General features: G+C 71.1%; 16 protein-coding genes. 8 read left to right on the top strand and 8 right to left on the bottom strand.

All coding sequences use genetic code 11. The features are described from left to right. The first annotated feature begins 156 nt into the window (after nucleotides 1–156). Complete coding sequence (locus GA0115233_RS03895) at nucleotides 157–486, top strand: DUF5955 family protein (protein WP_093718639.1); 330 nt, start codon at nucleotides 157–159, stop codon at nucleotides 484–486. Here GA0115233_RS03895 and GA0115233_RS03890 read toward each other — a convergent pair. Continuing rightward, nucleotides 465–1,124, bottom strand: coding sequence for a DUF6304 family protein (locus GA0115233_RS03890; RefSeq protein WP_093718638.1), 660 nt, complete (start codon nucleotides 1,122–1,124; stop codon nucleotides 465–467). The genes GA0115233_RS03895 and GA0115233_RS03890 overlap by 22 nt on opposite strands. Further along, the gene (locus tag GA0115233_RS03885) at nucleotides 1,121–1,918 is read right to left on the bottom strand and encodes an IclR family transcriptional regulator (protein WP_093718637.1); all 798 of its coding nucleotides are present in this window, start codon (nucleotides 1,916–1,918) and stop codon (nucleotides 1,121–1,123) included. Before GA0115233_RS03885 ends, GA0115233_RS03890 begins: the two co-directional genes overlap by 4 nt. 245 nt (nucleotides 1,919–2,163) lie before the next feature. Here GA0115233_RS03885 and allB point away from each other — a divergent pair, with 245 nt between their 5' ends. Both allB and alc read left to right on the top strand, forming a co-directional pair. Then, nucleotides 2,164–3,501: an allantoinase AllB gene (allB, locus tag GA0115233_RS03880; protein ID WP_093718636.1), complete on the top strand. Its 1,338-nt coding sequence runs from the start codon at nucleotides 2,164–2,166 to the stop codon at nucleotides 3,499–3,501. A 46-nt stretch (nucleotides 3,502–3,547) separates the two neighbouring features. Further along, entirely contained in the window at nucleotides 3,548–4,663 is a 1,116-nt protein-coding gene (gene alc, locus GA0115233_RS03875; RefSeq protein ID WP_093718635.1) for an allantoicase, read from the top strand. Nucleotides 4,664–4,970: 307 nt separating this feature from the next. On the opposite strand, the gene GA0115233_RS03870 is transcribed toward alc, so the two are convergent. Next, nucleotides 4,971–5,744, bottom strand: a complete 774-nt coding sequence (locus GA0115233_RS03870; RefSeq protein WP_176711635.1) for an SDR family oxidoreductase — start codon at nucleotides 5,742–5,744, stop codon at nucleotides 4,971–4,973. Between the two features lie 101 nt (nucleotides 5,745–5,845). Here GA0115233_RS03870 and GA0115233_RS03865 point away from each other — a divergent pair, with 101 nt between their 5' ends. After that, on the top strand, nucleotides 5,846–6,472 hold the full coding sequence (locus GA0115233_RS03865) for a dihydrofolate reductase family protein (RefSeq protein WP_093718633.1): 627 nt from the start codon (nucleotides 5,846–5,848) through the stop codon (nucleotides 6,470–6,472). Nucleotides 6,473–6,495: 23 nt separating this feature from the next. Here the strand turns inward: GA0115233_RS03865 and GA0115233_RS03860 are convergent, their stop codons facing one another. Then, nucleotides 6,496–7,278 carry a hypothetical protein gene (locus GA0115233_RS03860; RefSeq protein ID WP_093718632.1) on the bottom strand — a complete coding sequence of 261 codons (783 nt, stop codon included), beginning with the start codon at nucleotides 7,276–7,278 and terminating at the stop codon, nucleotides 6,496–6,498. 137 nt (nucleotides 7,279–7,415) lie between these two features. Between GA0115233_RS03860 and GA0115233_RS03855 the strand changes: the two genes are divergently transcribed. From GA0115233_RS03855 to GA0115233_RS03840, 4 genes are all read left to right on the top strand, one after another. Further along, nucleotides 7,416–9,320: a CHAT domain-containing protein gene (locus GA0115233_RS03855; protein ID WP_093718631.1), complete on the top strand. Its 1,905-nt coding sequence runs from the start codon at nucleotides 7,416–7,418 to the stop codon at nucleotides 9,318–9,320. Between the two features lie 168 nt (nucleotides 9,321–9,488). Beyond that, entirely contained in the window at nucleotides 9,489–13,550 is a 4,062-nt protein-coding gene (locus tag GA0115233_RS03850; RefSeq protein WP_093718630.1) for a hypothetical protein, read from the top strand. Between the two features lie 40 nt (nucleotides 13,551–13,590). Continuing rightward, a complete protein-coding gene (locus GA0115233_RS03845; protein ID WP_093718629.1) occupies nucleotides 13,591–15,450 on the top strand; it encodes a hypothetical protein in 1,860 nt (619 codons plus the stop codon). Nucleotides 15,451–15,475: 25 nt separating this feature from the next. Then, nucleotides 15,476–20,290 (top strand): hypothetical protein, encoded by a 4,815-nt coding sequence (locus GA0115233_RS03840; protein WP_141689473.1) that lies wholly within the window; start codon nucleotides 15,476–15,478, stop codon nucleotides 20,288–20,290. A 61-nt stretch (nucleotides 20,291–20,351) separates the two neighbouring features. On the opposite strand, the gene GA0115233_RS03835 is transcribed toward GA0115233_RS03840, so the two are convergent. The 4 genes from GA0115233_RS03835 to GA0115233_RS40865 all read right to left on the bottom strand — a co-directional run. Continuing rightward, nucleotides 20,352–22,208: a hypothetical protein gene (locus tag GA0115233_RS03835; protein WP_093718627.1), complete on the bottom strand. Its 1,857-nt coding sequence runs from the start codon at nucleotides 22,206–22,208 to the stop codon at nucleotides 20,352–20,354. 4 nt (nucleotides 22,209–22,212) lie between these two features. Then, nucleotides 22,213–23,361 (bottom strand): ATP-binding protein, encoded by a 1,149-nt coding sequence (locus GA0115233_RS03830; RefSeq protein ID WP_093718626.1) that lies wholly within the window; start codon nucleotides 23,359–23,361, stop codon nucleotides 22,213–22,215. Continuing rightward, nucleotides 23,361–24,431 carry a hypothetical protein gene (locus GA0115233_RS03825; RefSeq protein WP_093718625.1) on the bottom strand — a complete coding sequence of 357 codons (1,071 nt, stop codon included), beginning with the start codon at nucleotides 24,429–24,431 and terminating at the stop codon, nucleotides 23,361–23,363. Before GA0115233_RS03825 ends, GA0115233_RS03830 begins: the two co-directional genes overlap by 1 nt. Before the next feature lie 52 nt (nucleotides 24,432–24,483). Next, the coding region (locus GA0115233_RS40865; protein WP_218063396.1) for a hypothetical protein at nucleotides 24,484–25,624 on the bottom strand (1,141 nt) is incomplete at its 5' end.

Raw genomic sequence — 25,624 nt, 5'->3', positions numbered from 1 at the left:
CCGGTTTCCGAGGGCTGAATTTCGGTCCGCGCGGTGGCGCGCCGCGCGCCGGTGGCGTTTACTGACCCGCGTCCCACGGGCGCTCGGTGGTGCCCAGGGGGCGCTCGGGCGGGCCACTACGTGGACGCGCACAACGGCGTGCGCGGGGGGAGAGCGGTGTTGCGGAGCTTGGGGCAGAGGCCGGTGACCGGCAGCGGTGAGGATCCGAGAGTGGCGGAACTGCGGACCGCGGTGTCCCGGCTGCGCCGCCAACTCGCCGCGCTCCCGGCCGAGTTCCCGGACAAGGCGATCGCGGAGGACGAACTCGCCAGCCTGGCCGCGATGACGGTCACCGGAGCGCCCGAAATCCCGCGCCTGCAACGCTCGTTACTGCTGATCGCGGGCGCGATCGGCTCGGTGAGCGCTCTGTCGCGGGGGCTGAGCGACGTACGCAACGCGGTGGAACTGTTCGGGGACCAGCGGGGTCAGGGGAACCCGCCGCGGTAGCCGTGGTCCGGGGCGCGGTGCTCGAACTCGTCGCACAGGTGGGTCTCCTGGACGAACCCGGTGCGCAGGGGCCAGTACGTGAAGATGCCGTGCCGCCCGTGTTTGCCGTCGCACCGCCGGTAGAGGTCCTTCACATCGCGGAAGCAGGCCAGCCCCGCCATCATGCCGTTGCCTGCCGGGTGGTAGTCGGACCAGGCGCACGAGACGCACGCCCTGAGGCGGGTGCCGTCCGGCAGCGCGGCCGCGATCTCGCGCAGCGCGGTCTCGAAGTCGGGGTGGGTGGCGCTCAGTTCGTGTCCGCCGAGGCGCAGGGTGAGGGTCAGATGCTCCGACTCCTCGGGGTACCAGAGGTTCAGGGCGCAGTGCAGGGACGCCGTCCGCTCGCCCCGCCCGGCGACATCCACGGGCAGGGGCAGCTCCCACTCCAGCAGACACGACCACAGGTCCCCGTCGCGCAGTACCAGCATCGGCTCGGGCGGCTCCCCGCCCACCGCGCCGAGCCCGTCCATGGCGTCGCCCTCGAAGCGGACGCCCCTGATCGTCGTACGGATCAGTTCGCGGCCGTCCGACTCGAAGACGATCTCCTGCGAGCCGTGCCGGTCGGTGTACCGGCCGGGCCACCGCGTTAAGCCGGTCATGCGGGGTTCTGGGCGGTCGTCAGGGCCTCGGAGAGTTCCTGGGCGATCTGCTGGAGGACCGGCACGATCCGCTCGGTGGCCTCCTCCGTGACGCGCCCCGCGGGGCCCGAGATGGAGATGGCGGCGGCGGTGGGGGAGTCCGGCACCGACACCGCGAGGCAGCGGACCCCGATCTCCTGCTCGTTGTCGTCCACGGCGTACCCGGCGCGGCGTACGTCCTCCAGGGCCGCGAGGAAGCCCTCCGGGGTGGTGATCGTCTTCTCCGTCGCGGCCGGCATGCCCGTACGGGTCAGGAGCGCACGCACCTCGGCGTCCGGGGTGTTGGCCAGCAGGGCCTTGCCGACGCCGGTGGAGTGCGGCAGGACGCGCCGGCCCACCTCGGTGAACATGCGCATCGAGTGCTTGGAGGGCACCTGGGCGACGTAGACGATCTCGTCGCCGTCCAGCAGGGCCATGTTCGCCGTCTCGCCGGTCTCCTCGACCAGGCGGGCGAGGTAGGGGCGCGCCCAGGTGCCGAGCAGCCGGGAGGCGGACTCGCCGAGCCGGATCAGGCGGGGGCCCAGCGCGTACCGCCGGTTGGGCTGCTGACGGACGTACCCGCAGGCCACCAGGGTGCGCATCAGACGGTGGATGGTCGGCAGCGGCAGCCCGCTGCTCGCGGACAGCTCGCTCAGACCCACCTCGCCGCCGGCGTCCGCCATCCGCTCCAGCAGGTCGAAGGCGCGCTCAAGGGACTGGACGCCACCGCTGGCGGACTTGGCGGAGTCGGTGGTGCTGGCGCTGGACGTCGGCACGGCGCGTTCCTTTCGGGACTGGCGGGAAGGGCAGCAGCCTACCCGGCAGGCAGTTGACTCCACGCTTGTGCATAGCTACGTTCTGCGTACTGGAATTCTATTTCCGCTTTGTGGAAACGTCCAGAGTGTCGCCGTAAAAGGCGTAGAGCAGCAGTGTGCCCTTGACGGCGTCGGGGCGGGAGTGAAGACTCCTTCAACAGAACGTTGAATTCCGTGCTCGGAGAGGCGCGGAGAGAGGGGTTCGGGTGGCCGACGTAGAACTGGTGCTGCGCTCGACGCGCGTCGTCACCCCGGAGGGGACCCGGCCCGCAGCGGTCGCCGTCACCGCCGGGAAGATCACCGCCGTACTGCCGTACGACGCACCCGTCGCCGCCGGCCGCGTCGAGGACCTCGGCGACGACGTCCTGCTGCCCGGCCTGGTCGACACCCACGTCCACGTCAACGACCCCGGCCGCACCGAGTGGGAGGGCTTCTGGACCGCCACCCGCGCCGCGGCGGCCGGTGGCATCACCACGCTCGTCGACATGCCGCTGAACTCCCTCCCTCCGACCACCACGGTCGAGCACCTGCGGATCAAGCAGCAGGTGGCCGCCGACAAGGCACACATCGACGTCGGCTTCTGGGGCGGCGCGCTGCCCGACAACGTCAAGGACCTGCGCCCGCTGCACGAGGCCGGGGTCTTCGGCTTCAAGGCGTTCCTCTCCCCGTCCGGCGTGGACGAGTTCCCGCACCTCGACCAGGACCAACTCGCCCGCTCGCTGGCCGAGATCGCCTCCTTCGACGGCCTGCTGATCGTGCACGCCGAGGACCCGCGGCACCTGGAGGCGGCGCCCCAGCAGGGTGGACCCAAGTACGCCGACTTCCTCGCCTCGCGCCCGCGTGACGCCGAGGACACCGCGATCGCCCAACTCATCGCGCAGGCCAAGCGGCTGGACGCGCGCGTGCACGTACTGCACCTGTCCTCCTCCGACGCGCTCCCGCTGATCGCGGCAGCCAAGGCGGACGGAGTGCGCGTGACGGTCGAGACCTGCCCGCACTACCTCACCCTCACGGCCGAGGAAGTCCCCGACGGGGCCAGCGAGTTCAAGTGCTGCCCGCCGATCCGCGAGTCCGCCAACCAGGACCTGCTCTGGCAGGCCCTCGCCGACGGCACGATCGACTGCGTGGTCACCGACCACTCCCCGTCCACGGCCGACCTGAAGACCGACGACTTCGCCACCGCCTGGGGCGGTATCTCCGGCCTCCAGCTCAGCCTCTCCGCGGTCTGGACCGAGGCCCGCAGGCGCGGCCACACCCTGGAGGACGTGGTGCGCTGGATGTCCTCCCGCACGGCCGAGTTGGTCGGCCTGTCCGACCGCAAGGGCGCCATCGAGGCGGGCCGCGACGCCGACTTCACGGTCCTCGCACCCGACGAGACGTTCACCGTGGACCCGGCGGCCCTCCAGCACCGCAACCGTGTGACGGCGTACGCGGGCAGGACCCTGTACGGCGTGGTCCGGTCCACCTGGCTGAGGGGCGAACGCGTGGTGGCGGACGGGGCGTTCACCGAGCCGAGGGGGGCGCTGCTGGCCCGACCGCAGTGAGCGCGCCTCCTTCCACCCCCGCCCAGACCACCGAAAGGCATGAGCAGTGACGGCGATTGTGAGTTTCACCGGCGACGCGAACCCGTACGGGGGCGGTGACCCCTACGCGGACTACCGCACCGCCGAGTTCCCCTTCACCCAGTACGCCAACCTCGCCGACCGGCAGCTGGGGGCCGGAGTCATCGCCGCCAACGACGAGTTCTTCGCCCAGCGCGAGAACCTGCTCGTGCCGGAGCGGGCCGAGTTCGACCCCGAGCACTTCGGGCACAAGGGCAAGATCATGGACGGCTGGGAGACGCGGCGCCGGCGCGGCGCGTCCGCCGACCACCCGTGGCCGACGCCCGAGGACCACGACTGGGCGCTGGTACGCCTCGGCGCGCCGGGCGTGATCCGGGGCATCGTCGTCGACACCGCGCACTTCCGGGGCAACTACCCGCAGGCGGTGTCGGTCGAGGCCACGTCGGTGGCGGGGTCGCCGTCGCCGGAGGAGCTGCTGTCGGACGACGTGAAGTGGACGACGCTCGTGCCCCGGACGCCGGTCGGCGGCCACGCCGCCAACGGCTTCGCCGTCGCCGTCGAACAGCGCTTCACACACCTGCGCGTCAACCAGCACCCCGACGGCGGCATCGCGCGCCTGCGCGTCTACGGCGAGGTCGTGCCCGATCCCGCGTGGCTCTCCGCGCTGGGCACCTTCGACGTGGTGGCGCTGGAGAACGGCGGCAGCGTGCTCGACGCCTCCAACCTCTTCTACTCCCCGGCGACCAACACCATCCAGCCCGGGCGGTCCCGCAAGATGGACGACGGCTGGGAGACGCGCCGGCGCCGGGACCGGGGGAACGACTGGATCGAGTACCGGCTGGTCTCGCAGTCCCAGATCCGCGCGATCGAGATCGACACGGCGTATCTGAAGGGGAACAGCGCGGGGTGGGCGTCGGTGTCGGTGAGGGACGGCGAGTCCTCGGACTGGCGGGAGGTCCTTCCCCGCACCCGCCTCCAGCCCGACACGAACCACCGCTTCCTCCTGCCGTCCCCGGCGGTGGGCACGCACGCGCGGGTGGACATCTACCCCGACGGCGGCATCTCCCGCCTCCGCCTGTTCGGTTCACTGACGGAGGCGGGGTCGAGGTCCCTGGACTCCCGCCACCAGGAACTCGGCGCCTAACCACCCCCCAGGGGGATCCCGCCCCCGCCGCCCCTACCCTCCCCCAGAGGGGGCCCCACCGTCCCCTGGGGGCTACCGCCCCTAGCCCCCCGCTGTCGGCCCTAACCGGGCCTCGTCCTCAAACGCCGGACGGGCTGAAATGCGAGGGGCGCAGCCCCCGCATTTCAGGGGCGCGGGGAACTGCGCGACCAGCCCCCACCCACCCGCAGCCGAAAAACAGGCCACCGGGGTCGAAGGGGCGGAGCCCCTGGAGGATGGGACGGGTAGGGGCGGCGGGGGCGAGGAAACCCCCGACGGACGGGGACGGCTACGCCGCATGCCCCCCGTCCACCGAGAACTCCGCCCCCGTCACATACGCCGCCCCCGCCAAATGCACCACGGTCTCCGCCACCTCCCCCACCGCCCCGAACCGCCCCAACGCAGTCCCAGCCGCCTGCCCCGCCGCATACGGCCCATCCGCCGGATTCATATCCGTATCGATCGGCCCGGGATGCACCACATTCGCCGTAATACCCCGACCCCCCAACTCCCGAGCCAACGCCTTCGTCAGCCCGACCAGCGCCGACTTGCTCATGGTGTACAGCGTCCCCCCACCCCCCGGCACCCGCTGCGTCATGCACGACCCGATGGTGACGATGCGCCCACCCCCGTCCGGCATCACCGCGGCCGCCGCCTGAGACGCCAGAAACACCCCCCGCACATTCACGGCGAGCACCCGGTCGACATCCCCCGGCGACAGCGAGGCGAGCGGCCCGAGCACCCCCACCCCCACGTTGTTGACCAGCACATCCAGCCGGCCCAACGCCTCCACCGTACGAGTGACGGCCCCCACCGCCTCCCCGGCGTCCGCGGCGTCCGCGCGCAGCGCGACAGCCCGCCGCCCCAGCGCGGTGACCGCCCGCACCACGTCCTCGGCCGCGTCCTTGCCGTTGAGGTAGGTCACCGCCACATCCGCCCCGGCCCGGGCCAGCCGCACAGCGGTCGCCGCACCGATACCCCGACTGCCCCCGGTCACCAGTGCGACCTTGCCGTCGAGAGTTCCACTGCCAGAAGTCACGTCAGAAGTTGCGTAAGAAGTCATGCGTCCATCACAGCGCCCGGCGCCCCCGCACGCTGGCGGCCAACGGACACCAACGTGACGATGGAGATCACCGGCACCGCACTCCGAAAGGACGGCCCGTCATGGGCAAGCTCGTCTCCACGATCTTCGTCACCCTCGACGGCGTCTACCAGGCCCCCGGCGGCCGCGAGGAGGACACCCGCAACGGCTTCGCGCACGGCGGCTGGAGCTTCCCGTACGCCGACGACGACTTCGGCGAGTTCATCACCGGTGTCTTCGGCCGCGTCGGCGCGTTCCTGCTCGGCCGCCGCACCTACGACATCTTCAGCTCCTACTGGCCGAAGGTCACCGACCCGAACGACCCGGTGGCCGGTCCCCTGAACAGCAAGCCGAAGTACGTCGCCTCCACCACCCTCACCGACCCGGAGTGGGCGGGCACGACGGTCCTCGGCGGCGACCTGACCGAGGAGGTCCGGTCCCTCAAGGCCCGTACCGACGGCGAGCTCCAGATTCACGGCAGCGGCGCCCTGGTCCACTCCCTCCTGGGCACCGGCCTGCTGGACACCCTGCACATCCTGAGCTTCCCGGTCGTCGTGGGCACGGGCTTCCGGCTCTTCCCCGAGGGCAGCACCCCGACCGCCTTCCGTCACACCTGGGGCAGCATCACCTCCAAGGGCGTCTCCATCCAGTCGTACGACCTCGCGGGGAAGCCGGAGTACGGCACGTACGAGCTTCCCGAGAACGCCTGAGGCCTGAGACCGGGCCCCGCCGCTCAGGGAAGGTCGTCGAGGTCGTCGAAGTCCAGACAGCTCACCTCGTCCACGTAGCACTCCGCCTCGTCGCCCCCGGGCTCGCCCTCGTCCCCGTCGTCCAGGTAACCGACTTCGTCGGCCCGGAACAGATGCCGGACCACACCGCGTGCCCGGTAGAGAGGCGTGAGCCGGCCCTCCGACAGGACCTGGAGGCTGGCCGCCGAGCCGCCCGCCCACTGCAGACCACCGGACGCGGTGAGCAGATCGAGGCCGGTGACCATGGGATCCGCCGCGGCGCGCAGCGCCATGCGGTCATTGCGCTTGCTGCTCATGACGGCGGTGGTTCGCTCGGCATGCGTGACCTCGGTGATCACGACCTGCCGGCGCGGCCATTCGCCCCTGTCGTGCAGTTCCATCATCAGCCGCTCGACGTCCTCGATCCCGTCGATCTCCCTGGTCCGGCATCCCGTCGCGTGGAACAGCACCGAGTCCGCCTTGCCGAACTCCAGGACGAGCGAGCCCTCGGCGGTGACCAGCGCGGCCCCGGCGCCGATGGCCGAGTTGTGGTGGACGCGCACCGTGCCCTTGGAATCGCCGTGGAAGACCGTGGTGCTCCGCCGGACCGGCCGGGGTTTGACGGTCAGGCCGAACAGCGTCTTGAGCGTGCCCTTGCGTTCGAAGTGCCCCTTCCGGAAGACCCCCACATCACCGAGTTCCCGCACGGCGGACGGCGGCCATGAGGGCTCCATGGCCAGATCGCCCCGGACGTGCTCGATGTACTTCTGGTATCGGCTGTCGGACATCGTGGTCCCCCTCCACTGCGGTACCGCCTCCGAAGAGCGGATGCCCTAACGTATGCGGATTGACACTGAATCAATGGTACTTATTCATAAGTGAGTTGAAAGAGACCGGATTCGCATGAAAGGGAACATGTTCAGGTATGAAACGATCCGCCGTGCTCGCCATCCGGCACTACCATCTCGCCCCGGCGAACGGCCGTCCGGACTACTGGGTCTGGTCACTGACGCCCCCGGAGGGCTTGGGCGCCGAATTCTTCGAGGTGCGGCCGGCCACGTCGGGTGAGCTGACGCCGCTGTACGAGTTGCCTGCCCGGATCGCTGAGTTACGCCGGACGGGGGCCGACAGCGCGGCCCTGGAGGAGACGGTCCGCGCCTGTGCCGACTGGATCACCCGAACCGGCCTGCGCGGGATCGCGCACCGCCTCCAAGTGCTGGCGCCGGTGGTAGTGGAGTTTCAACTGCCCGATGAATTACGTGACTTAGAAATGTTTCCGTGGGAGTTGGGGCTTGTCGACGGTCTTCCGCTGTCCTTGCACCAGGTGGTGTTCGTCCGGGGTGTGCGGCTGGATGCCTCGCGGGCCGACGAGGCGCCCCCGCCGCCGCACCTGCGTGTGCTCGCCCTCTTCAGCCTGCCGCGGACCAAGCGACCGGTGGACCTCGGCGCGCACCGGACCGTCCTGCGCGCCGAGTTGCTCGATCTGGCCGCCGGCGGACGCGAGGGCTCCGTCCCGATGGAACTGCGCACGAGGCAGTTCGGGGTGAGCCGCGGGACTCTGAGCGGCATGCTGCGGGAGCCGGGCGGCTGGGACGTCATCCATGTCGTGGCGCACGGCCTACCGGGCAGCCTGGCCCTGGAACACGCCGACGGTACGGCCGACGAGGTCGGCACGCGCGACCTTCTCCGCCTGCTGGCCCCGGCACGGGGGCGTACCCGGCTGCTGTTCCTCTCCGCCTGCTGGTCGGGGAGCCGGGTGGCCGACGAGGACAACGGCGACACGTCGGGGCAGGACGCCGCCCTCACCTCCCTCGCCGCCTCCGTCGCCGAACGTCTCGGCTGCGCCGTTGTCGCCATGCGGTTCCCGGTCAGCACTGACTTCGCCCGCGCCGTAGCCGTACGCATGTACAGGTACCTGCTGCGCCTCGGCCACGAACTCCCGCAGGCCCTGAACAACGCCGTGGTCGACTCGGTCACCGATGCCCGGCTCGCCGAACGCCGGACACCCCTGTTCGCCGCGGCGACCCCCATGCTCTTCGGTGCCGCCGCCCGGACCCTTCGGTTGCCCGGTCGCCCGATGACGCGTGGTCCCCTGCGAGGTGTGCCCGTACGCGCCGTCGGCGGGCTTCCGGAACGGCCGCGTTCGTTCGTCGGGCGGCTGCGGGAAATGACCGCGGCGAGCGCGGCGCTCGCCCCGGGGAGCGGACTGACCGGCGCGGTGGTGCATGGGCCGGAGGGCATGGGGGCGACCACCTGCGCGTCGCTGCTCGCGCACGATCACCGCGAGGCGTTCGACGTCATCCTCTGGCATCCGAGGCCCACCCCGCGCGAGGCCGCCGGTCGGCCTGGGGCGGACCCCTTCGAAGATCTGCTGACGAATTTGACCGTTCAGATGCCCGGGATCGGCGTCCCGTCTCCGCTGCCGCATTGGAAGGAATTGATCGACAAATCGATGAGGCACCGTCTCCGCCTCCTCCTCGTGCTCGACGCCGCAGACCGCGCGATCGGCCTGGAACCCCGTTTTGCCGACTTGATCGAGCAATTCGCCGGAGCGGACGGTCCGAGCAGAATTCTGCTGACCTCCCGGTCGGAGTTGCCCGGCGTCGCCGCCGCGCTGCCCCGCATGGAGTTGCGGGCGCTGGACGTCCGTGATCTGACGCAGATCATCCACACCCTGCCCCGGCTCGGGGCGCTGGCGCGGTCTCGGCGCAACAGGGTGCTGATGGACAAGGTGCTGCGCCGTACGCACGGCCGGCCGGGCCTGCTGATGGACGCGGAGAGCAATGCCGGGACGGTCCGGGAGTTGGAGAACTGGATCCGCGAACACTGATAAAAAGAATTCGCATTCTTATTCGATCGGTTGTGCCCTGCGATCGTCTTCGAAAGAACGTCGTCAAAAGGGAGGGAAATTCTCCGCCGATACAGGGCGCGTGCGGCGGCATGGGTCTACTCTGCTCTGCACTGGCATATGCGTGGGGTTCTTAGGGGGACTGAGAACGTGTCGGGGGATTACGACGCCCTACTGGAGATTCTGGACTTCAGCAGGGGCAGGGGCGGTCCGAGCTGGCGGTGGCGGATCAGCAGTGGGGACGGGGCGGGGGCGCCCGGTGAGTTCCCGGTCGATCCGGCCGCTGGAGCGAGCGCGGACAGTCAGTCCGGCACCTACGGCTTCCTCACGGACCCGCACGGATTCATCCGCCGTACCAGGCTGGACGAGGTCGGGGAGGCCAACCAGCTGCGTCGGCTGGGACAGTGGCTGCGCACCTCGGTGCTCACCCAGGAGGTCTGGGACAGGCTGCCCCTGAACCGCCCATCGACCGTGCTGATCCGGCTGAACCCGGACGGCCCGGAACGCGAAGTGCTCCGCTACCCCCTGCTCCTCGCGGCGGACGAGCAGGGCATCACCCTCGCGGCACGCGAACTCACCTTCGTCCACGACGTGGAGGCGGGACACCCGGCCCAGGACGGCCGCGCCCGCCGGGCAGGGGCCGGCCTCCCGCTGCATCTCGTGGGGGTCTTCAACCGCACCAAGGCCGGTGAACCGCTGGACCTGCACGCCGAACAGTTACAGGTGTTCGCCAAGGTGCGCCACATCGCCGCCGACGGGGGTGGCCTGGACATCACGACACGCACGCTCTCCTACCACGTGACACACGATCAGCTGAAGGAGCAGGTACAGAGCGCCAAGCGCTCCGGCAACCGGCGGGACGCGGGCCGCTGGCAGATGATCCTGCACCTGGCCGACCGCGGAGCACCCGGCGCATGGTCGTCGGCCTCCGAGACAGGGGACGCCACCGCGAAGCCACCCCTGACCGCGGACGAACTGGTGGGGATGCTGGCGACCGGCGACAACGACCAGCGTCTTCGGCTCACCGTCATCACCACGAGACCGGCCAGCAGCCCCTCCATCGCGGACCAGTTGGAGATGTTCCGCATCCCCTCGCACCGCACGCCGGAATCCCCGACGACGACACCCGCCCCGACCGGCGACGGGCTCGCAGTCGAACTGGCCCGGCACCTGGGCTGCCCCGTGCTCGCCTTCCGGCACCGGATCGGCGACCAGGCCGCGGTCGCCTTCCTCACCAAGGTGTACGAGAACCTGCTCGCGCAGGGCTGGACGCTGCCCCGGGCGGTGGGCGCGGCACTCAGGGAGTGCCTGACACCGAAGACACTCGATCTCGCCGCACCCGTTCTCTACGGCGCCGACGCCTGCGGTCTGGTTGTGGAGCCTCCGCCGCTCCTCAGGCCCGATCCGCCGACCATGGGTCACCGGCCGTCCAGCCTCATCGGCCACCATGACCCGATGTGGCGGGCCAGCGAGATCTTCGCCCGGCTCACCGGCGGCGAGGCCAACGGCGCCGTCCTGCACGGCATGACGGGCGTCGGCAAGGAGGCCTGCGCACGCGAGCTGATCAGCCAGTACGGCGCCCACCGCTACCGGCATGTCGTGTGGTACCCGCTCAAGGGCAGACCGGCGGAGCCCACCCCATGGGGTGCCCTGCGTGGCTTCGTCGCCCTGCTGCTGGAGCAGTCCGCGATCCGCCAGGCGTTCGAGATCCGCGGGGAGCCCGTGCCGGCCCAGGAGCAACTGGACGACTTCCTGGCCGACGACACCGCCTTCGAGCGGTTCTGCAACGACGTCGAGGAACGCCTGACCAACAGCGACACCGAGTACTTCCTGGTCTTCCTGCGCGACGTGGGACACCTGATCGCGCGCAGCCCCCGGGATGCGAGGACGGCGGACACCGACGGCCACGGTCCCCAGTCGCCCGGCCCCTGGCTCGATCCGCGCTGGGCACGCTTGATCGACGCGATGACACAGAGCCCCGCGCCCGGCTTCCGGCTGCTGATCACCAGCCCGCTGCCGCTCCACCTCGACCAGCGTCGGCTGCCGGACATCCAGGTCCCCCTCCTGGCACCCGCCGAGGCGTTCCTGCACGCCCAGAGCCTTCCGCACCTCGGGCGGATCATCACCACCGCCGCCCGCGACATGGCCGGGGAGGAGCAGCGCAGGCTGGTGCACAACGTGCTCGCACGCGCCGACGGGCACCCCGGACTGCTGCGCTTCGCCGACGGCGTGGCGGCGGAGCCGGACGGAACCCGGCGGTTGCAGCATCTCGCGACCGTGGACGGCGACCAGTTGGGGCAGGACCACACCGAGCCCATTCCGGAGGACTGGCGGCTGATCGAGGAGTGGACCGCGGAGGCGCTGAACTGCGTTCCCCGCACCGATGCACGCCAACTGCTGCTTTTCGCACTGTCCTTGCTCAGCCCCCGGCACCGGGTGCTGCACCCGGACGATGTCTTCGCGCCGGGCCTGCTGGCGGAGGTATGGGCGGGGCTGCGCATCCGCTGCAAGAGCTTCGCCGGCCCGTCACCGCACCCGGAGCGCGGCACGGACAAGGTTGCGTCGACGCGTGGGGAGGAGGACGAACTCCGCTTCCTGCTGGAGTCCTTGGCCGGTCTCTGCCTGATCGACCTGCCCGCGAACGGCACGCACATGAGGATACGGATGCATCCCGCGGTCGCCGAGGCGGTACGGCGCGTCCAGGCGGCCTGGCTCGACCTGGACGGCTCGCTCCGCGCCGAGGTGGACCGGATCGCGATCCGCCACACGGCCGGCCGGGTCAAGACGGCCCTGCGGCACCGGACGCACGGCAGAACGGCGGACGCCCACCGGCTCATACCCGAGGCGATGCCCTATCTGGAGCGCGCCAGTGACTGGGAGACATGGCTGCACTTCGTCGCCGTCCGGATGACCCGCTCGCGCCGGGGCCGCGACGGCCTCGGCGACACCCTGCGCAAACTGGAGAGAGTGACCGTCGACATAAGGGACAAGAACTCCGACCAGTTCAAGATGGCCCAACGCCTCAGCAGTGTGTTCAAGGCCATCGACGAGAACAGACGACCCGGCCTGTCCGCCCTCCTCGGAAAGGGGCCGGGCGACCCCGTCGTGGACAACTCGCCGCTGGCCATGGCCATGAGCGCCGGAATCCTCAGCGGACTCAGGGACACCGGAAGACTGACCGACGCCCGGGAAGTGGCCGAGGACTACCTGCGGTTCTGCGACGCGGACGGCACGACCCCCCTGGTGGCCGACGCGGTCGAGGTGGAACTGCTGCGAGTGATGGTCGACAGGGGCGAGCTGCCCGACGCGCTGCACCGCATGGAGACCGCCTTCGAGACACTCGCCGATGTCCGCTTCCGCGACGCGGTCCACCACCGCTGGGCCGGCGGGGAGATACTCCGCCGCAAGCTGTTCACCATAAGACGCGACACCCACGTCCTCCTCGCCGACGCCGCGCCCAAGGGCTCCGCCGACCGCGCCCGCCATCTGGAGCTGGCCCGGGCGGACCACGAACGGCTGGGGCAGTACCTGGACTTGGTGGGCCCCGACCCGATCGAGGGCCATCTGCACGCCGTGGAGGGCTGTCTGCTCGGACTGGACCCACGCCTGGAGAACGGCAACTGGCACGTGCTGGAGGAGTGCGACGGCGAACTGGTCGGCTGCCTCAGCGCGGTCGAACACTCCGGGGACGTCATCGTCCAAGCCATGACCGATGTGGCCCGCGCCCGCATCAAACGGCAGCAGGCCACCCAACTGACCGAGGCGAACGGCCGCCTGGCGGGACACGGCGCCATGAAGACAGCGAGGGACTACGAACTGAAAGCACTGAGACTGCTCTACGCCCAGGGCACACCGATGGACATCGGTGCCTGCCACCGGCGTATCGGCGACGACCAACTCGCCTGCGAGCACGAGAGTTTGCTGCGCAGTACGCACGCACACCACATGTACGCGACCCTGGTGGGCCGGCTCACCGGAGCGCACATCCTGGCGGAGCGTGACTCGGACCGTGCGCGGTGGCAGCGGAGCCGTTCGGAGCGGGGGGTGCTCCCGGCGACCGTGGACGAGCTGTGCGGACGCGTCCAGGAAGACCTTTCGGGGAGAGGAGGGGCGCCGGTGCCCGGGGCGCTGGACCCACGGGGCCTGCTGCGCAAACTCGCCGCTGACAGCGAGGTGGAGCGGGGGTTCGGGGACCTGCGGGGGGATTCGTAGGCTCCGCCGACACAGTGCACGAACTATGGGGGGTGGGTGAATGACGCACGTCGTCCACCTGAGGATCAAGGCTGCCGGAATGCCGTCCGGGGCGGCCTATGCCGTCGAGACGGCGTTGATCCGGGAGAGCGGTGTGGAACACAGGACGCCGGTGGAGATTGAACCGCCACTGGCGCTGACCGACCCGGGTGGTCCTCAGGCCTTGTGGGAACAGGTGCGGGGACTGGTCGAGGACGAGGCAGGACTGTTGGTGCTGCGGCTCCACGAACCGGAGCTGCGCCGGTTGGACTGGGAGGGGATGGCGCGACAGACGGCGCTCGGGGAGGGCCGGACGGCGCCCAGCGTGGTGCGCACCGCTGTCGGCCCCCGCGCGTTCCAACCGGACGAGCGGCTGCCGTTCGGGGATCTCCCGGTACGGGTATTGGTCGTGGGGGTGGATTCGCACCTGGAACGAGGAACGGTTGACGATCCTCCGTGGCACGAGGACGTCGCGGTTCATGCCGCGGTGCACGCGCACGCCGATCGTTGGGAGGTCGAGGTGCTCCCAGGCCCAGTGAGTCACGGTGCGCTCGCCCGGACCGTGAAGGCCAGCAAGCCGCACGTGCTCCATCTGGCGGGAGACACCGCGCGTACCCTCTTCGACCAGGGGGTGCCCGGCGGTGTCAACCTCTCCTCCGTCCGGCTGGTGGTCTCCAGCAGCGACGGGGCCCAGGTCGAGGCACACGAACTGCTGCAACCCTTTGCACAAGCGGACGCCGTCATGCCGGTCCGCGCCGTGGTGTCCCTGACGCCCGGACCGGAACCGGACGCCCACCATGATCTGTGCGCGTCGCTGACCGCGTTCTACCGCGCGCTGATCGCCGGAGAGAGCCTCGACGCGGCAGTCCGGTCCGCCACCGCCGCCGACCTGTCGGCCGACGCGGAGGCGGAGGCCAAGGTCGAGTGCTCCGCGGCCCTGACGGTCAACTGCCGGCCCGACCTCGTACTGCCGAAGCCTTCGGCGCCTGCGCGCCCGTCGCTCCCCGCGCTGTACGGGAACCTGGAGCGCGCCACCGACCGCGTGGGGCAGCGCAGAACGGCCCTGGAACAACTGGAGGAGGGCGCCGGTGTCCGGCAGTTGATCGTGCTGACCGGTGGTGAGCCGGACGACAGGATCGGCACCACCTGGTTCCTGCTGTCGACGTTACGCGTCTGGGAGGAACGGCCGGGCGCCCGCGCCCTCTACCTGGACTTCGCCAGCCGCCCCAGCACCAAACCCCTCAGGGTGGCCGACGAGATGCCCAAGCCCGACGACTTCCTGCTGGACACGGTCGCCAGGATCGCCGAGAGCGTACGCACGCACAGCGGCCGCCACGGTGGCTGGGACCTGGACGGCGAACTCGCCGCCGTCGAGGAGCTGGTCGCCCGCGAGCCGCGCGACGGCGGCATTCACATGGGGGTCAGTCCGATTCGGGACGAACTGGTCGAGGCCGCGGTCGAACTGATCGTCAAGGCCGCTCCGCCGGGCACCCACCTCGTACTGGCTCTCGACCACTTCGTGGAGAGCGACAAGCTGAGCGACGACGAGGCCAGGTACCTGGTGAGTCATCTGTTCAAGGCCGCACTGCACAGCCACGGCGCCATCACCGTCATGGCGACCGCCAAACACCCCCACCACGACCGGACCGAGGACCGGCTGGCGGGGTTCTTCGCCGAACGTCATCACATCACGCTGCAGCGATGGCCGGCGCACCACGGTGGGCCGCTCTTGCGGGAATTGGGTACACGAATGGGTTACGACTGGCATGACTCGCCGGAGTGGCGCGCACTGGTGCGAGAGAAACTCGACACGCTTGGGGAAGACTTCGGCCCGCAACTCCTGCAGGACGTGTGCGACACCGCGCTCGCCAGGATCGGCTGAACCGGGGAATCAGGGGGGAGGGCGCATGGAACGGACTGGACGGGTGACCGCCGCCGGGGACGACGAATACGAGACGGCGTTCCGACACTTCCGCGACTCGCGGGACAGCAAACCGGTGCGTTACGAGGCGCTCAAGCGGTGCAGCCTGATGACTTGCCTGAGCGAGCCCGCCTTCGCCGTCGCCACCGACGGGCTGGAGTACTCGTTCGAGGACCTGCGGCGGGTCCTTGCCGCGTATCCCGCCGAGACCGGGTGGTACCAGCTCAACGGCATGATCCGCAAGGGCGCCTGGGCGGCCTGGTGGAAGGACGACGGCGCGTCCTCCACGGAAGCGGGACTGCCCGCCGCGATGACCGAGACGGCGGACCGGCTGGCGTCCCATCTGACCGGTGCCGACGGAAACACCGCCATGGTCGAGCGGCTGCGGCTCCTGGTACTCGCGGGCAGGCACCGGGAAGCCGGCGAGGTGTTCGACAAGTGGTATCCGGCGTTCGAGAACGTCGCCGATTTCGAGGTGTGCCGCAAACTCGCGCAGGCCGTCGCGCCGGACGACCTGCGCAGTTTCGCCGCGGACGCGCTCCACTCCGGTCTGGTGGAGCGCCGTGAACGGGCGGAACACCGACTGGAGATGAGCCGAGGCCTGCACGGGTACTTCGCACAGACCCGGTACTACGTCGCGCGCCGCGAGGTGGAGGGCCTGCTGGAATCGGCGGTCCTGGGCACGCCACCACCGCAGCCCGGTGCGGACGGAATCCCTCCTGGGCCGCCCCGTGTCATCCACCTGCACGCAAGTGGTGGCATGGGAAAGAGCACGCAACTCGCCTGGCTGGTCGCCCGGTTCGGTGTCCAGCAGTCCCCGCCGGTACTCTCCGCCGTCCTCGACGCGCAGCCCATGGTGTCCGAGCGCCTGCTCGGCTTACCGGGACTCCTGCTGGTCAAGGCCGCCGAGCGGTTCCTGGAGCAGGCGGAGGTACTCGACCGGGAGGGCCGGTGCCGACGCATGCGCCTGTTCCTCAACCGGCACCGGCACCGCCGACGGGAACTGGACCGCGAGTTCGAACCGCCGGGCAACACCCCCTTGCGGCGGTGGAACGGCGTTGCCCTGCCCGCTTCCCTGGTCCAGGACTTCGCCGACGCTCTGAACGACATCGCCCCGGACGCCCCGATCCTGTTCTGTCTGGACGCCACCGACGAACTCCTCCAGGCCCCGGAAGAGGAACTGGCGCCCCTGCTGGAGATGTTGAGCAAGCTGGTCCGCGAGGTGCCCTGGCTGCGGGTGGTGCTCTCCGGCCGGGCGGACGTCACCGAACTGGACGTCTTCCGCAAGGCCTTCTCGGGCGTACCGTGGCGGGCGCTCGCCCTCCAGCCCTTCACCGCCGACGAGGCGCGCAGCTACCTCAAGCTGCGCGGTGTGGCCGACGGGCGGGCACAGGCGATAGTCGAGGCCTGCGAGCAGGACATCGAGGGCTCCCCGGGCTTCAACCCGCTCGTCCTGGCCCTGTTCGCCAGCTCCCCGGACGACGAGCTGCCGACGGAGGGCAAGTCGCTCTATCTGTTCGTCGTCGACCGCGAGCTGAACTACATCAACGACAAGGTCGCCCGCCACGCCCTCAAGTACTGCGCGGTCGCCCGCCATCCCACCTACGAGTACTTCCTGAACGTGCTGGTGCCCCTGCTGTCCGCGCACAGCGAGCAGGCCGGGGAGGGCGGGCTGGAGGATCCCAGAACCCTGTGGGACCAGCTGATCGGCTACGCCAAGCGCTCGGCGTGGATCAGGGCCACGGACACCCGGCTCGACGTCCACATCAACGTGCGACGGGAACTGGCCCGGCGGCTGCGCTCCGAGGAGGAGCCCGCCTGGCGCGAGTTCCACCGGTCCGCGTCCCGGAGCTGTGCCGGTCTCGCCCGTCGGGCGGGAAGCCCCAAGGAGACGGCGGGGTGGGTCGCCGAGCAGGTCTACCACCAGCTGCACTCCGCCGTGGACCGGCGGGACGACCGTGAGGACTTCCTCGAAGAGGTCGCGCGGACCTGGCACCGCCAGGTCACACTGGCCTGGCAGCGAGGCGACTTCGCGACCGTGATCGATCTCGCCGACCGGCTGCTCAGCGCCGACCTGGAGTGCCCCGACAACGACCGCGGGCGCCGGGGCCGGCCCGATCCGCGCGTGATGCCGTTGCAGCTCTGGTACGACATCGCGTTGGAACGCGCCTACGGCGAACTGCACGCCGTGCTGTACGGGGGCAGGCCCGGCTGGTTCGACGTGGAGCGCTGTCTGAAGCTGGTGCGGCTCCGCGCCGGGATGACCGACGGGAACCGGCGGCCTGTCACGGACCAGCTACGGGCGGACATCATCACCGCCGCCCTGCGACTGCACGCCGGACTGCGTGAGGGCCCGGCCCCGGTGCATGAGGCCGAGGGCCTGCTTCAAGCCGTGCTGGACAGTGCACAGCACCGTGACCCGGACCGTCCCGTCGGCCCCCTGGAACACCTGTGGACCGCCGACGCCCGGCTGCTGATGGCGAGTTGCCGGGTCAGGATCGGCCGCACCAAGGAGCACGCCCACGACAGCCATGCGGCGGCCGACCGCGCCTTCACCGACGTATTCGAAGCCGCCGTCGCGCGCGAGGCCCCCCAGGCCGGGCTCGTGGCCCGCTACGCCATGCAGGACTGGGACCTGGTGGACCGGCCCGATCTGGTACGGGCCTGGCGGCGTCGGCTGGAGACGACGTCAGGCCCCGCGGAGGACTGGACGCGTCTGATGGCGGCCGAGGCGGAGCTGCGCTCCGGGCTCCCGGTGACGGCTCAACTGCCCACCCGTTCCGGTTTCGGCCGGGACGCGCTACGGGCGGATCTGCTCCAGGCGAGGTCACAACTGCTCGTCGGCGAGGCGGAGGAGGCCGAGCAGCTACTGCGCGAGGTCACCCTGCCCGCGGTGTCGGGACAGATGGAGCCCGAGCTGGCCTTCGAGACCTTGATGGTGCTGGCCCGCGCCTGCGCCCAGATGCTCGAACTCGAACAGGCCGAGACCAACGCCGGTATGGCCATGGGCCGGGCCTGCGACGACGAACAGCGCCTGTCGGTGATGGTGCTCCGCGTCACCACGGCGCTGTCCGCCGCCGGCGACCTGGGACGGGCGCACCAGTGGATCTCGCGCTCCCGGCCGCTGCGGGAGGATGCGCGCGGTCCGGCCGGCTCGTACATGAACGGCGCCGAGTGCGCGCTGCTGTACCGCCGGGGCCGCCGCGAGGAGGCCGAGGAGGTACTGCGCCGCTGGTCGGACCAGTTGCGCTCGCGGCGCGACGCACCAGGACGTCTCGGCACCCCGCCCACCGCGGCCGAATGGCTGTGCTACGGCCTACACGCGCTCGTGTGCGCCCCCGTGCACGAGATCAGGGACCACGTCGCGACCATCACCACGGCGGGGCGGTCCGTCCCCGGCACGAACCGGCGTCTGATGCTGCTCGCGGAGCAGGTGAGGCTGTACGCGACCGTCGCCGAGCAGCCCGTGCTCACGGACAGGACCCGCGTCGCCGCTGTCCAACGACTGTTGCACCAGCGCCGGACCGAACCCGGCGAGACCGACCGGGCGGTCGGCCTGCACGCCCTGTGGACGGCGGAACTGCGCACACTCCTGCTCGGCGGCAGCCCCCAGGCGATCACCGCGATGCGCACCGCCGCCGCCCGGCTCGGCAAGGACAACCGGCAGGTGCACGCAACCTGGCTGCGCCTGCACCGCCTGCTGCCGGCGGAGGTGACGCCGGACCCCCTGCCCGTGGCGGAGGCCCACGAACCCTCGCAGCGGCTGACGCTGCGCGCGGCCGACCTGATCGCCCGGGGCAGGCACACCAGGGGCCGTCAGCGGCGCAGGGCGGTGGAGGAGGCCGCCGAACTCCTCCGCCTCACCAGGGAGAGCGACGTGCCCACCGTATGGCACCTGCTCGCCGCCCGCGACGGCGGCGATGTCGGCGTCCCGGCCGACGCACTGGCGGAACTGCTGGAGACCCCCCTGCTGGAGGAGGCCCGCTGCCGCAACCTGCAGTTCGCGCTGCGCCGGCTCGGCCGGTACGAGGGACAGGACCCGCCCACCGGCAAGATGGACGAGTCCTGGCGCAGGGCGTGGGCGGCCTACCAACGCGAGGCCCGCGGAGAAGTACCCGCCCGGCTGCGGCGGGCGGTACGGGCCGCGGCCGAGGAACGCCCGGTCACCCAGATCGAGGTGGACGTCCGGGGCAACGCCGTGGGCAGCCCGCCCGGTCCTGGTCCCGAGCCCTCGGCACCCCGTTCGGACGAGACCGGTGGTGCCCTGGTGTGGCGGGCGACGGAGGACTTCCTGCTCTCCCGGGAGCCCCTCGACATCGCGGACGACAGGCCCGTGGACGTGCTCCTCCTGCACGGCGAGATGCGCCCGTTCGACCAGGGGGCGGCGCTGCGCCTGCCGGGCAGCGCCCGGTCCATCCGCCCGGAGGACGTGGACCGCGCCGTACGGATGCTGTGCGCCGAACGGAGGCAGCCGCCTCCCCTGGTGGTGCTGGACGCGCTGCCGCAGGACACCTCGGAGGGCTCGGACGCGCAATTGCGTGACCTGTTCGCCTTCCAGTTGCACCTGCTCGGCTATGTTCCGGCCGTGCTCGCCGCCGGGCCCGTCGACTCCGATCCGGACGGCAGTTGGCGCCGTGCGGCTCTCGACCATGCCGTCGCCTTCGGCCGAACCGCACACCAGATCGCCGAGCGGCTGCAGAACTTCGCCACGCGTCCGGGGGACGGGGGGTGGCGGGTGCCGCGCATCCGGCTGCTGACCCACATCCCCGAGGACGAGACCTTCGGCATCGGGGTGCTCTGACGCCTTACGGGAACGGCCCGCCCCCACCGGCCTGCCCTGACCGGCCCGCTCGGCGGGACGGTCAGGGCAGGACGTCCAGCAACGCGCCGGAGATCACGACCGCGAGCACGAAGCAGACGAAGAAGACCAGAATCTTGCCGAGGAGCACGAAGTCATCGGTGTTCCCCTTCGACTCCGCCGGTGCCGGCCCCCCCGCATGACGGGGCCGTTGAGCCTTCCTGTCCCGCCTGCCGCGCAGCAACCCGGGCCTGGGTCGAGGAGGGATCTCCGGCGGTCTGTCGGGAAGGGGAGGCACCTTCGTCAAAGGCCCCAGGCGCAGGGCGATGCGAGCGGCCCAGGGACCCAGCACGTCGAAGAAGGAGTGGTGAACGTCGAGTTCCCCACGCTCCGCCTGGTCGAGCATCTGCCGCATTACCGAACGCAGCGGGTCGGTGGAGAAGACGGTGTGCTGCTGACGGACGAACCAGGCCCAGTCGCGAGCCGCCTTCTCCTGGCGCAGGGCGGGGCGGATCAGCAGGTCGAACAGGTGCTGCGGGTTGTACCGGAACTCCGGGCGGCGCCCGGTTCCGCGCAGTCCGAGCCGGTAGCGGATCGCGGTAAGACACGCGATCACAGTCTGCGACCCGTTCCACAGCGGGGCCCGGCTCGACACCTCTCGCAGCAGTTCCATCCCCTCCTCGTCGCTGTGCGCCCGGAGCAGCCTCTCGACGAGCGCTGCGGCCTCCCGGTCGCGCCGCTCGGCGTCCGCGTCGGCGAAGAAATCCTCGCCGCTCGGGGAGAGTACGAATTCCGCCGGTGGCGGATCGAGCGCCGCCGAGCGATGTGGCTCCACGGGGTCCGGCTCTTCCGCACGCTCGAAGTCCGGGTCCCTCTCCTGCTCGGCGGGTGCGGGGTGTTCGTCATGCTCCTCGGAGCCCTCTTCCGCTGCTTGCGGCGTCTCTTGCGTCTCTTGCGTTTCGCGCGTGTCCTCCGTCGTCTCCGATGGATCCGGGGCCGGCCCCGCGGGCAGTGCGCGGTGGGGTGCGGTTCCGGCGTGGCGGGCCAGGAGGTCGCGCAGCCTCTCGGCACGGCCTGCCGCGGTCATCCCGTCCCAGCCCGGCTGGGCGCGCAGGAGGTCCAGCCCCGGCAACCCATGGGTCTGGTAGCGCATCACCAGCAGCGACGCGGCTTCGTGCGCCGGACCGTCGGGCGCGAGCCGGCCCCCGAGGCGCAGTCGGCCGTACTCGCGACTGCCGGGGAGGGGCCACTTGGGCATCACGATCAGGCGGTAGGCATCGGATTCGACGGATTCCAAGGTGGAGAACGTCCAACGGCCGGGCAGCACCGGGGAGAGCATGTCCACGAGGGCGAGCAGTGCGGCGCGTGGTGCCCCGGCGACGAGGGACGAGTCGATGGAGAACCTGCCCCTGGGACGGGACAGCAGCCACGTCGTCAGATAGCACAGCCCCTCGGTGAGGGCCGACCCTCGACCGGTCTCCCGGAGCCGGTCCGCGCCCTCCCGGCACCGGCGTTCCAGCTCGGTCGGGTCGGGCCGGTCAAGACGCTGGCCCAGTTCGACACGAGCGAAGTCGTCCCCGAGCGGCCAGTCGGACTCCTCCAGGCCCAAGGCCCATTCCGCGGTGAACCGGCCGGGCTCGGCGACGAGGGCGTGGCTGAGGAGGTTCTCCCGCTGCAGGTGGTCGATCGTCATGACCCGCCGCACGATGACGTCCTGCCGGGAGGAGAGCCGATCGTAGGCGATCGAGTTCCCGACGGCGTCGCCGGGAGGACGCAGAACGGCACTCGCGAGCTGGAAGAGGCTCACTTCCTGCGCCATGGCCAGGGACGACGCCACCGGGCCGAACCCCTTGTTGTGGGAGGGATTGTCGGGTTGGTAGGCGCACACCACCTGGTGAATCCCGGCGTTCGAGACGGTCACGTCGTCACACCTCCCGCAGCCGCGGCGCGGACACCGGTGTGTCCAGCAGACCCCACATCTGGAACACGGACAGCAGCGGCCCCAGCACCCGGCGGGGCCGGATCCCGCCGACGAAGGCGGTGGGGGAACCGGACGCCGGGGAGCCGCCGTTGACCGCGGGCGCCACCGCCGGGGACATGCCGGTCGCCGACACGAAGTGCAGGGTGCAGCGGCGGCACTCCATGAAAGGCCGCAGCCAAGGCGTGGCCTGATGGTGCGTCAGAAACGCGAAGACGTCCTGGCTCTCCCGGTACACCTCATTCGGGTCCGGGGCGCTCTTGGGGCGGCCGTCCTCGCGCAGCCACTGGTCGATCGGCGGTTCGAAGCGCAGCACGTCGCACTTGTTCAGCACGATCACCGTCGGTACGTCGCACAGCCCGCCGTCGCGCGGCAGCCGGTCCAGTACGGCCGAGAAGGTGGGGTCGGCCAGGCCCGCCGTGTGCGGCTGCACCCCGGCGACCTCGCGGGCCAGTGACAGCTGCTTCAGCCGCAGCGCCCTGAGCGCGTCGACGACGAACACCAGCGCGTCCACGCCGAGCAGGAACTCGGTGGCCTTGCCCGGCAGATGGAGCGACTCCCCGGCGATGTCGAAGAAGGCCACCGGCCTGGTCTGGCCGTTGACCGTGATCAGCAGGGCGTCGGTGAACTCCACGAAGTCCGTGGGCCGGGTGGCCGGCAGGACCCGGCCCGCCTCCAGCTGGTTGACCGCACGGGCCAGGAACTCGTGGTGCTGGGAGGTGTTGACCGAGCGGCAGCGGATCCCCAGGGAGTCCAGGCCGCCCCGGCCGATCTCCGCCATGATCGCCGCCAGCAGATGGGTCTTGCCGGTGCCGGACTGGCCGACGAAGGCAATGGTCATCGGCTTGCCGAACATCAGGTACGGCACCGGCAGGAAGTGCCGGTCCGGCTGGTCGTTGGGGCACTTGAGGAAGGCGCGGTTCAGCTGGTCCTGGCGCCGCATCTGGTTGGGCTCCGAACCCGGGTCCCACGGCACCATGTTGTTCGTCTCGGGATCGGAGAGGAACAACTGCCGTTCGTCCAGATGCAGTTCCTGGAGGCAACTGGGACAGTGCACCGGCTGCTGCGGCTGCCCTTGGGGGATGTCCTGATCCACTATCCGCCTTCTCCCGCCCTACGGCCACCGAATCCCCTGCGCCCCGGCCCGGATCGCCCCCGGCGCCGTGGCCAGCCACTGCCCAACTGCTCGTACGGGCCGCCCCGTTCGTCCGGCCGGACATCCGGCTCGGGCGCCGCGTGGTCCGGCTGTTCCGGTTCGCCCCACACCCCCGCCGGTGCCACCGGCCACGCCGACGGCCCCTTGTCGGCGAGGAGTTCGGCGAACCGGGCCCGTCCCGTCGACAGAGGGTCCGAGGGGCGGCCGAGGTCATCCCAGGGGTCCGGGGCGGCGATGCGGCGCAGCATCGTCCGCGCGTCCGGCCGCTGCTCGGCCCGTTCGGCGAACACGTCCTTGAGCAGTTCGTCCCGTACGGGCCCGGCGACTGGTGGCATCCGGGTGCCGCTCGGTTCCCGGGCGTGGGCGACGAAGTACACGAGCTGACCGGCGCTCCAGATGTCGTCGCGGTGGTCGTTCGTGCCGACTCCCTCGCGCTGCTCGGGCGGCGCCCACGGCAGGGACCCCATCCGCTGCCGCGGACGGCCCTCCCGGTCGGCGCTGCCGAAACTGGTCAGCTGCACCCGGGAGCCGTCCCAGCGCACCGTCGCCGGGCTGATCGACCGGTGCACCAGCCCCGCCCACTGCAGCAGCCGCAGGGCACGGAACAGACTGGACTCGAACTTCTTCTGCTCGGCCGACAGCATCAGAGCACCGGCCCGTTCGGCCAGGGTCCGCCCGTCGCGCGGGAGGTCGAGCAGCAGGAACGGCTGCTCCACCTCGATGCCGTACCCGGCCAGCCGGGTGAACTCGGGCGGATAGCTGACCTCCATGAAGGTGCGGACCAGGGTGAGTCCGGCACGGATCTCGGCCTCCAGCGCGTCCACACTCTCCGCGCGGGTGGTGTACGCGGGCAGCAGCCGCCGCTGCAGAAACAGCCGCCCGTCCTCCAGCCGGATGGTCCGGGTACGGAAACCGGAGGCGGGGGCGGGCTGTTCGTCGACGCCGTAGTCGAGCACCCGGACCCGTTCGGGCATACCGGAGGAGTCGACGAAGGACAGGCTCTCGTTCATCCCGTCACGCTCCGGGCTTCCTCGCGTACCAATCGTGCCGCGTCCTTCCCCGTCACCCTGTCTCGCCCGACGCGTGCGAGGCCGACGGGAAGGACGAGTGGTCCCCGGCGGGGGCACCGTCCACGTCCGGGCCCGGCCACACGGGCCGTACCGCCCCCGTCGACAGGGGCACCAGACGCAGCAGCCCGGCGAACCGGCCCGAGGCGGTCCAGACGATCTCCGGCATCCCCGCTCCGTCCGGTGAGCTGCCCCGCGCCGCCCAGCGGGGGCTGCCCGGGGCCTCGGAGCCGCCGTCACCCCGGCCGCCGGTGCCCTTGTCCGCGCCCGAGGAACTCACCACGGCCTTCCAGAAGGCCCCCTGCATGGCGTGCGGTACGAAACCGAAGCTGCGCGCGGCGCCCGGTGCGCGGTCGAGCATGCGCAGCTGGTCGGGGGAGCACAACTGCAGCGCCTCGTTGCGGCTGTCGGGCAGCAGGACGTCGACGATCCGGCGCAGGTCCACCCCGACGAGGGTGGCCGGATCGGGCCGGTCGGCCGACGCCGACGCAAACGGGGGCGGAGGGGTGGTGCCCATCTGCGCCGGCTGCCGCTGGTACTCGTTCATCAGCTCGTCGGTGCGGGAGACCACGGGCAGCGCCGCGGCGCTGGACGGATCGCGCAGCACGACCTCCCAGTACGGGGCGAGCACCTCGGCCACCAGATCGGTGATGTCTGCGGCGAGGGTCGTCCGCAGCGCCTCCCCGGCCTGGCCGACGTACTCCACGGCGAACGTACTGCCGCCGCGCCCGCCGGAGGGCCCGGTACGGCCGCTGCCGCGCTGGGCGGAGTCCCAGGCCGGGCGGGCCCGGCGGCCGAGCTGCTCGGCGAACTCCGCCAGGGTGTCGCAGACCGACTGCACCAGATGGGCCAGCGCCTTGGCCTGGTCGGACGCCCCGGCCCGGGCGTCCGCCAGCAGCCAGTGCTGCAGGACGCCCTGGTCGAGGACGTCACCGAGCCGTTCCACGGCCTCGGCGGCCTCCGCCAGGCAGGCGTCGGACCGCCACTGCCGTACGGCCGCGACCCAGAGCGAGCGAGCCGACAGGGCCGTCGCCAGCAGCGCCAGCACCAGCAGCGGCGCGCCGGTCCACACCGGCGGGCCAGCGGTGATGCGCAGACCCACTCCCGCCGCGCCGCCGACCAGCCAGGCGACGGCC

The sequence above is a fragment of the Streptomyces sp. DI166 genome, assembly GCF_900091315.1.
Lineage (GTDB): Bacteria > Actinomycetota > Actinomycetes > Streptomycetales > Streptomycetaceae > Streptomyces > Streptomyces fuscus.
This window is presented reverse-complemented; position numbering and strand designations above follow the sequence as displayed.

Coding starts and splice junctions, on each gene's coding strand:
- GA0115233_RS03890 (WP_093718638.1), bottom strand. CDS start 1,124: ATGACCGGCTTAACGCGGTGGCCCGGCCGGTACACCGACCGGCACGGC.
- GA0115233_RS03870 (WP_176711635.1), bottom strand. CDS start 5,744: ATGACTTCTTACGCAACTTCTGACGTGACTTCTGGCAGTGGAACTCTC.
- GA0115233_RS03865 (WP_093718633.1), top strand. CDS start 5,846: ATGGGCAAGCTCGTCTCCACGATCTTCGTCACCCTCGACGGCGTCTAC.
- GA0115233_RS03860 (WP_093718632.1), bottom strand. CDS start 7,278: ATGTCCGACAGCCGATACCAGAAGTACATCGAGCACGTCCGGGGCGAT.
- GA0115233_RS03855 (WP_093718631.1), top strand. CDS start 7,416: ATGAAACGATCCGCCGTGCTCGCCATCCGGCACTACCATCTCGCCCCG.
- GA0115233_RS03845 (WP_093718629.1), top strand. CDS start 13,591: ATGACGCACGTCGTCCACCTGAGGATCAAGGCTGCCGGAATGCCGTCC.
- GA0115233_RS03840 (WP_141689473.1), top strand. CDS start 15,476: ATGGAACGGACTGGACGGGTGACCGCCGCCGGGGACGACGAATACGAG.
- GA0115233_RS03825 (WP_093718625.1), bottom strand. CDS start 24,431: ATGAACGAGAGCCTGTCCTTCGTCGACTCCTCCGGTATGCCCGAACGG.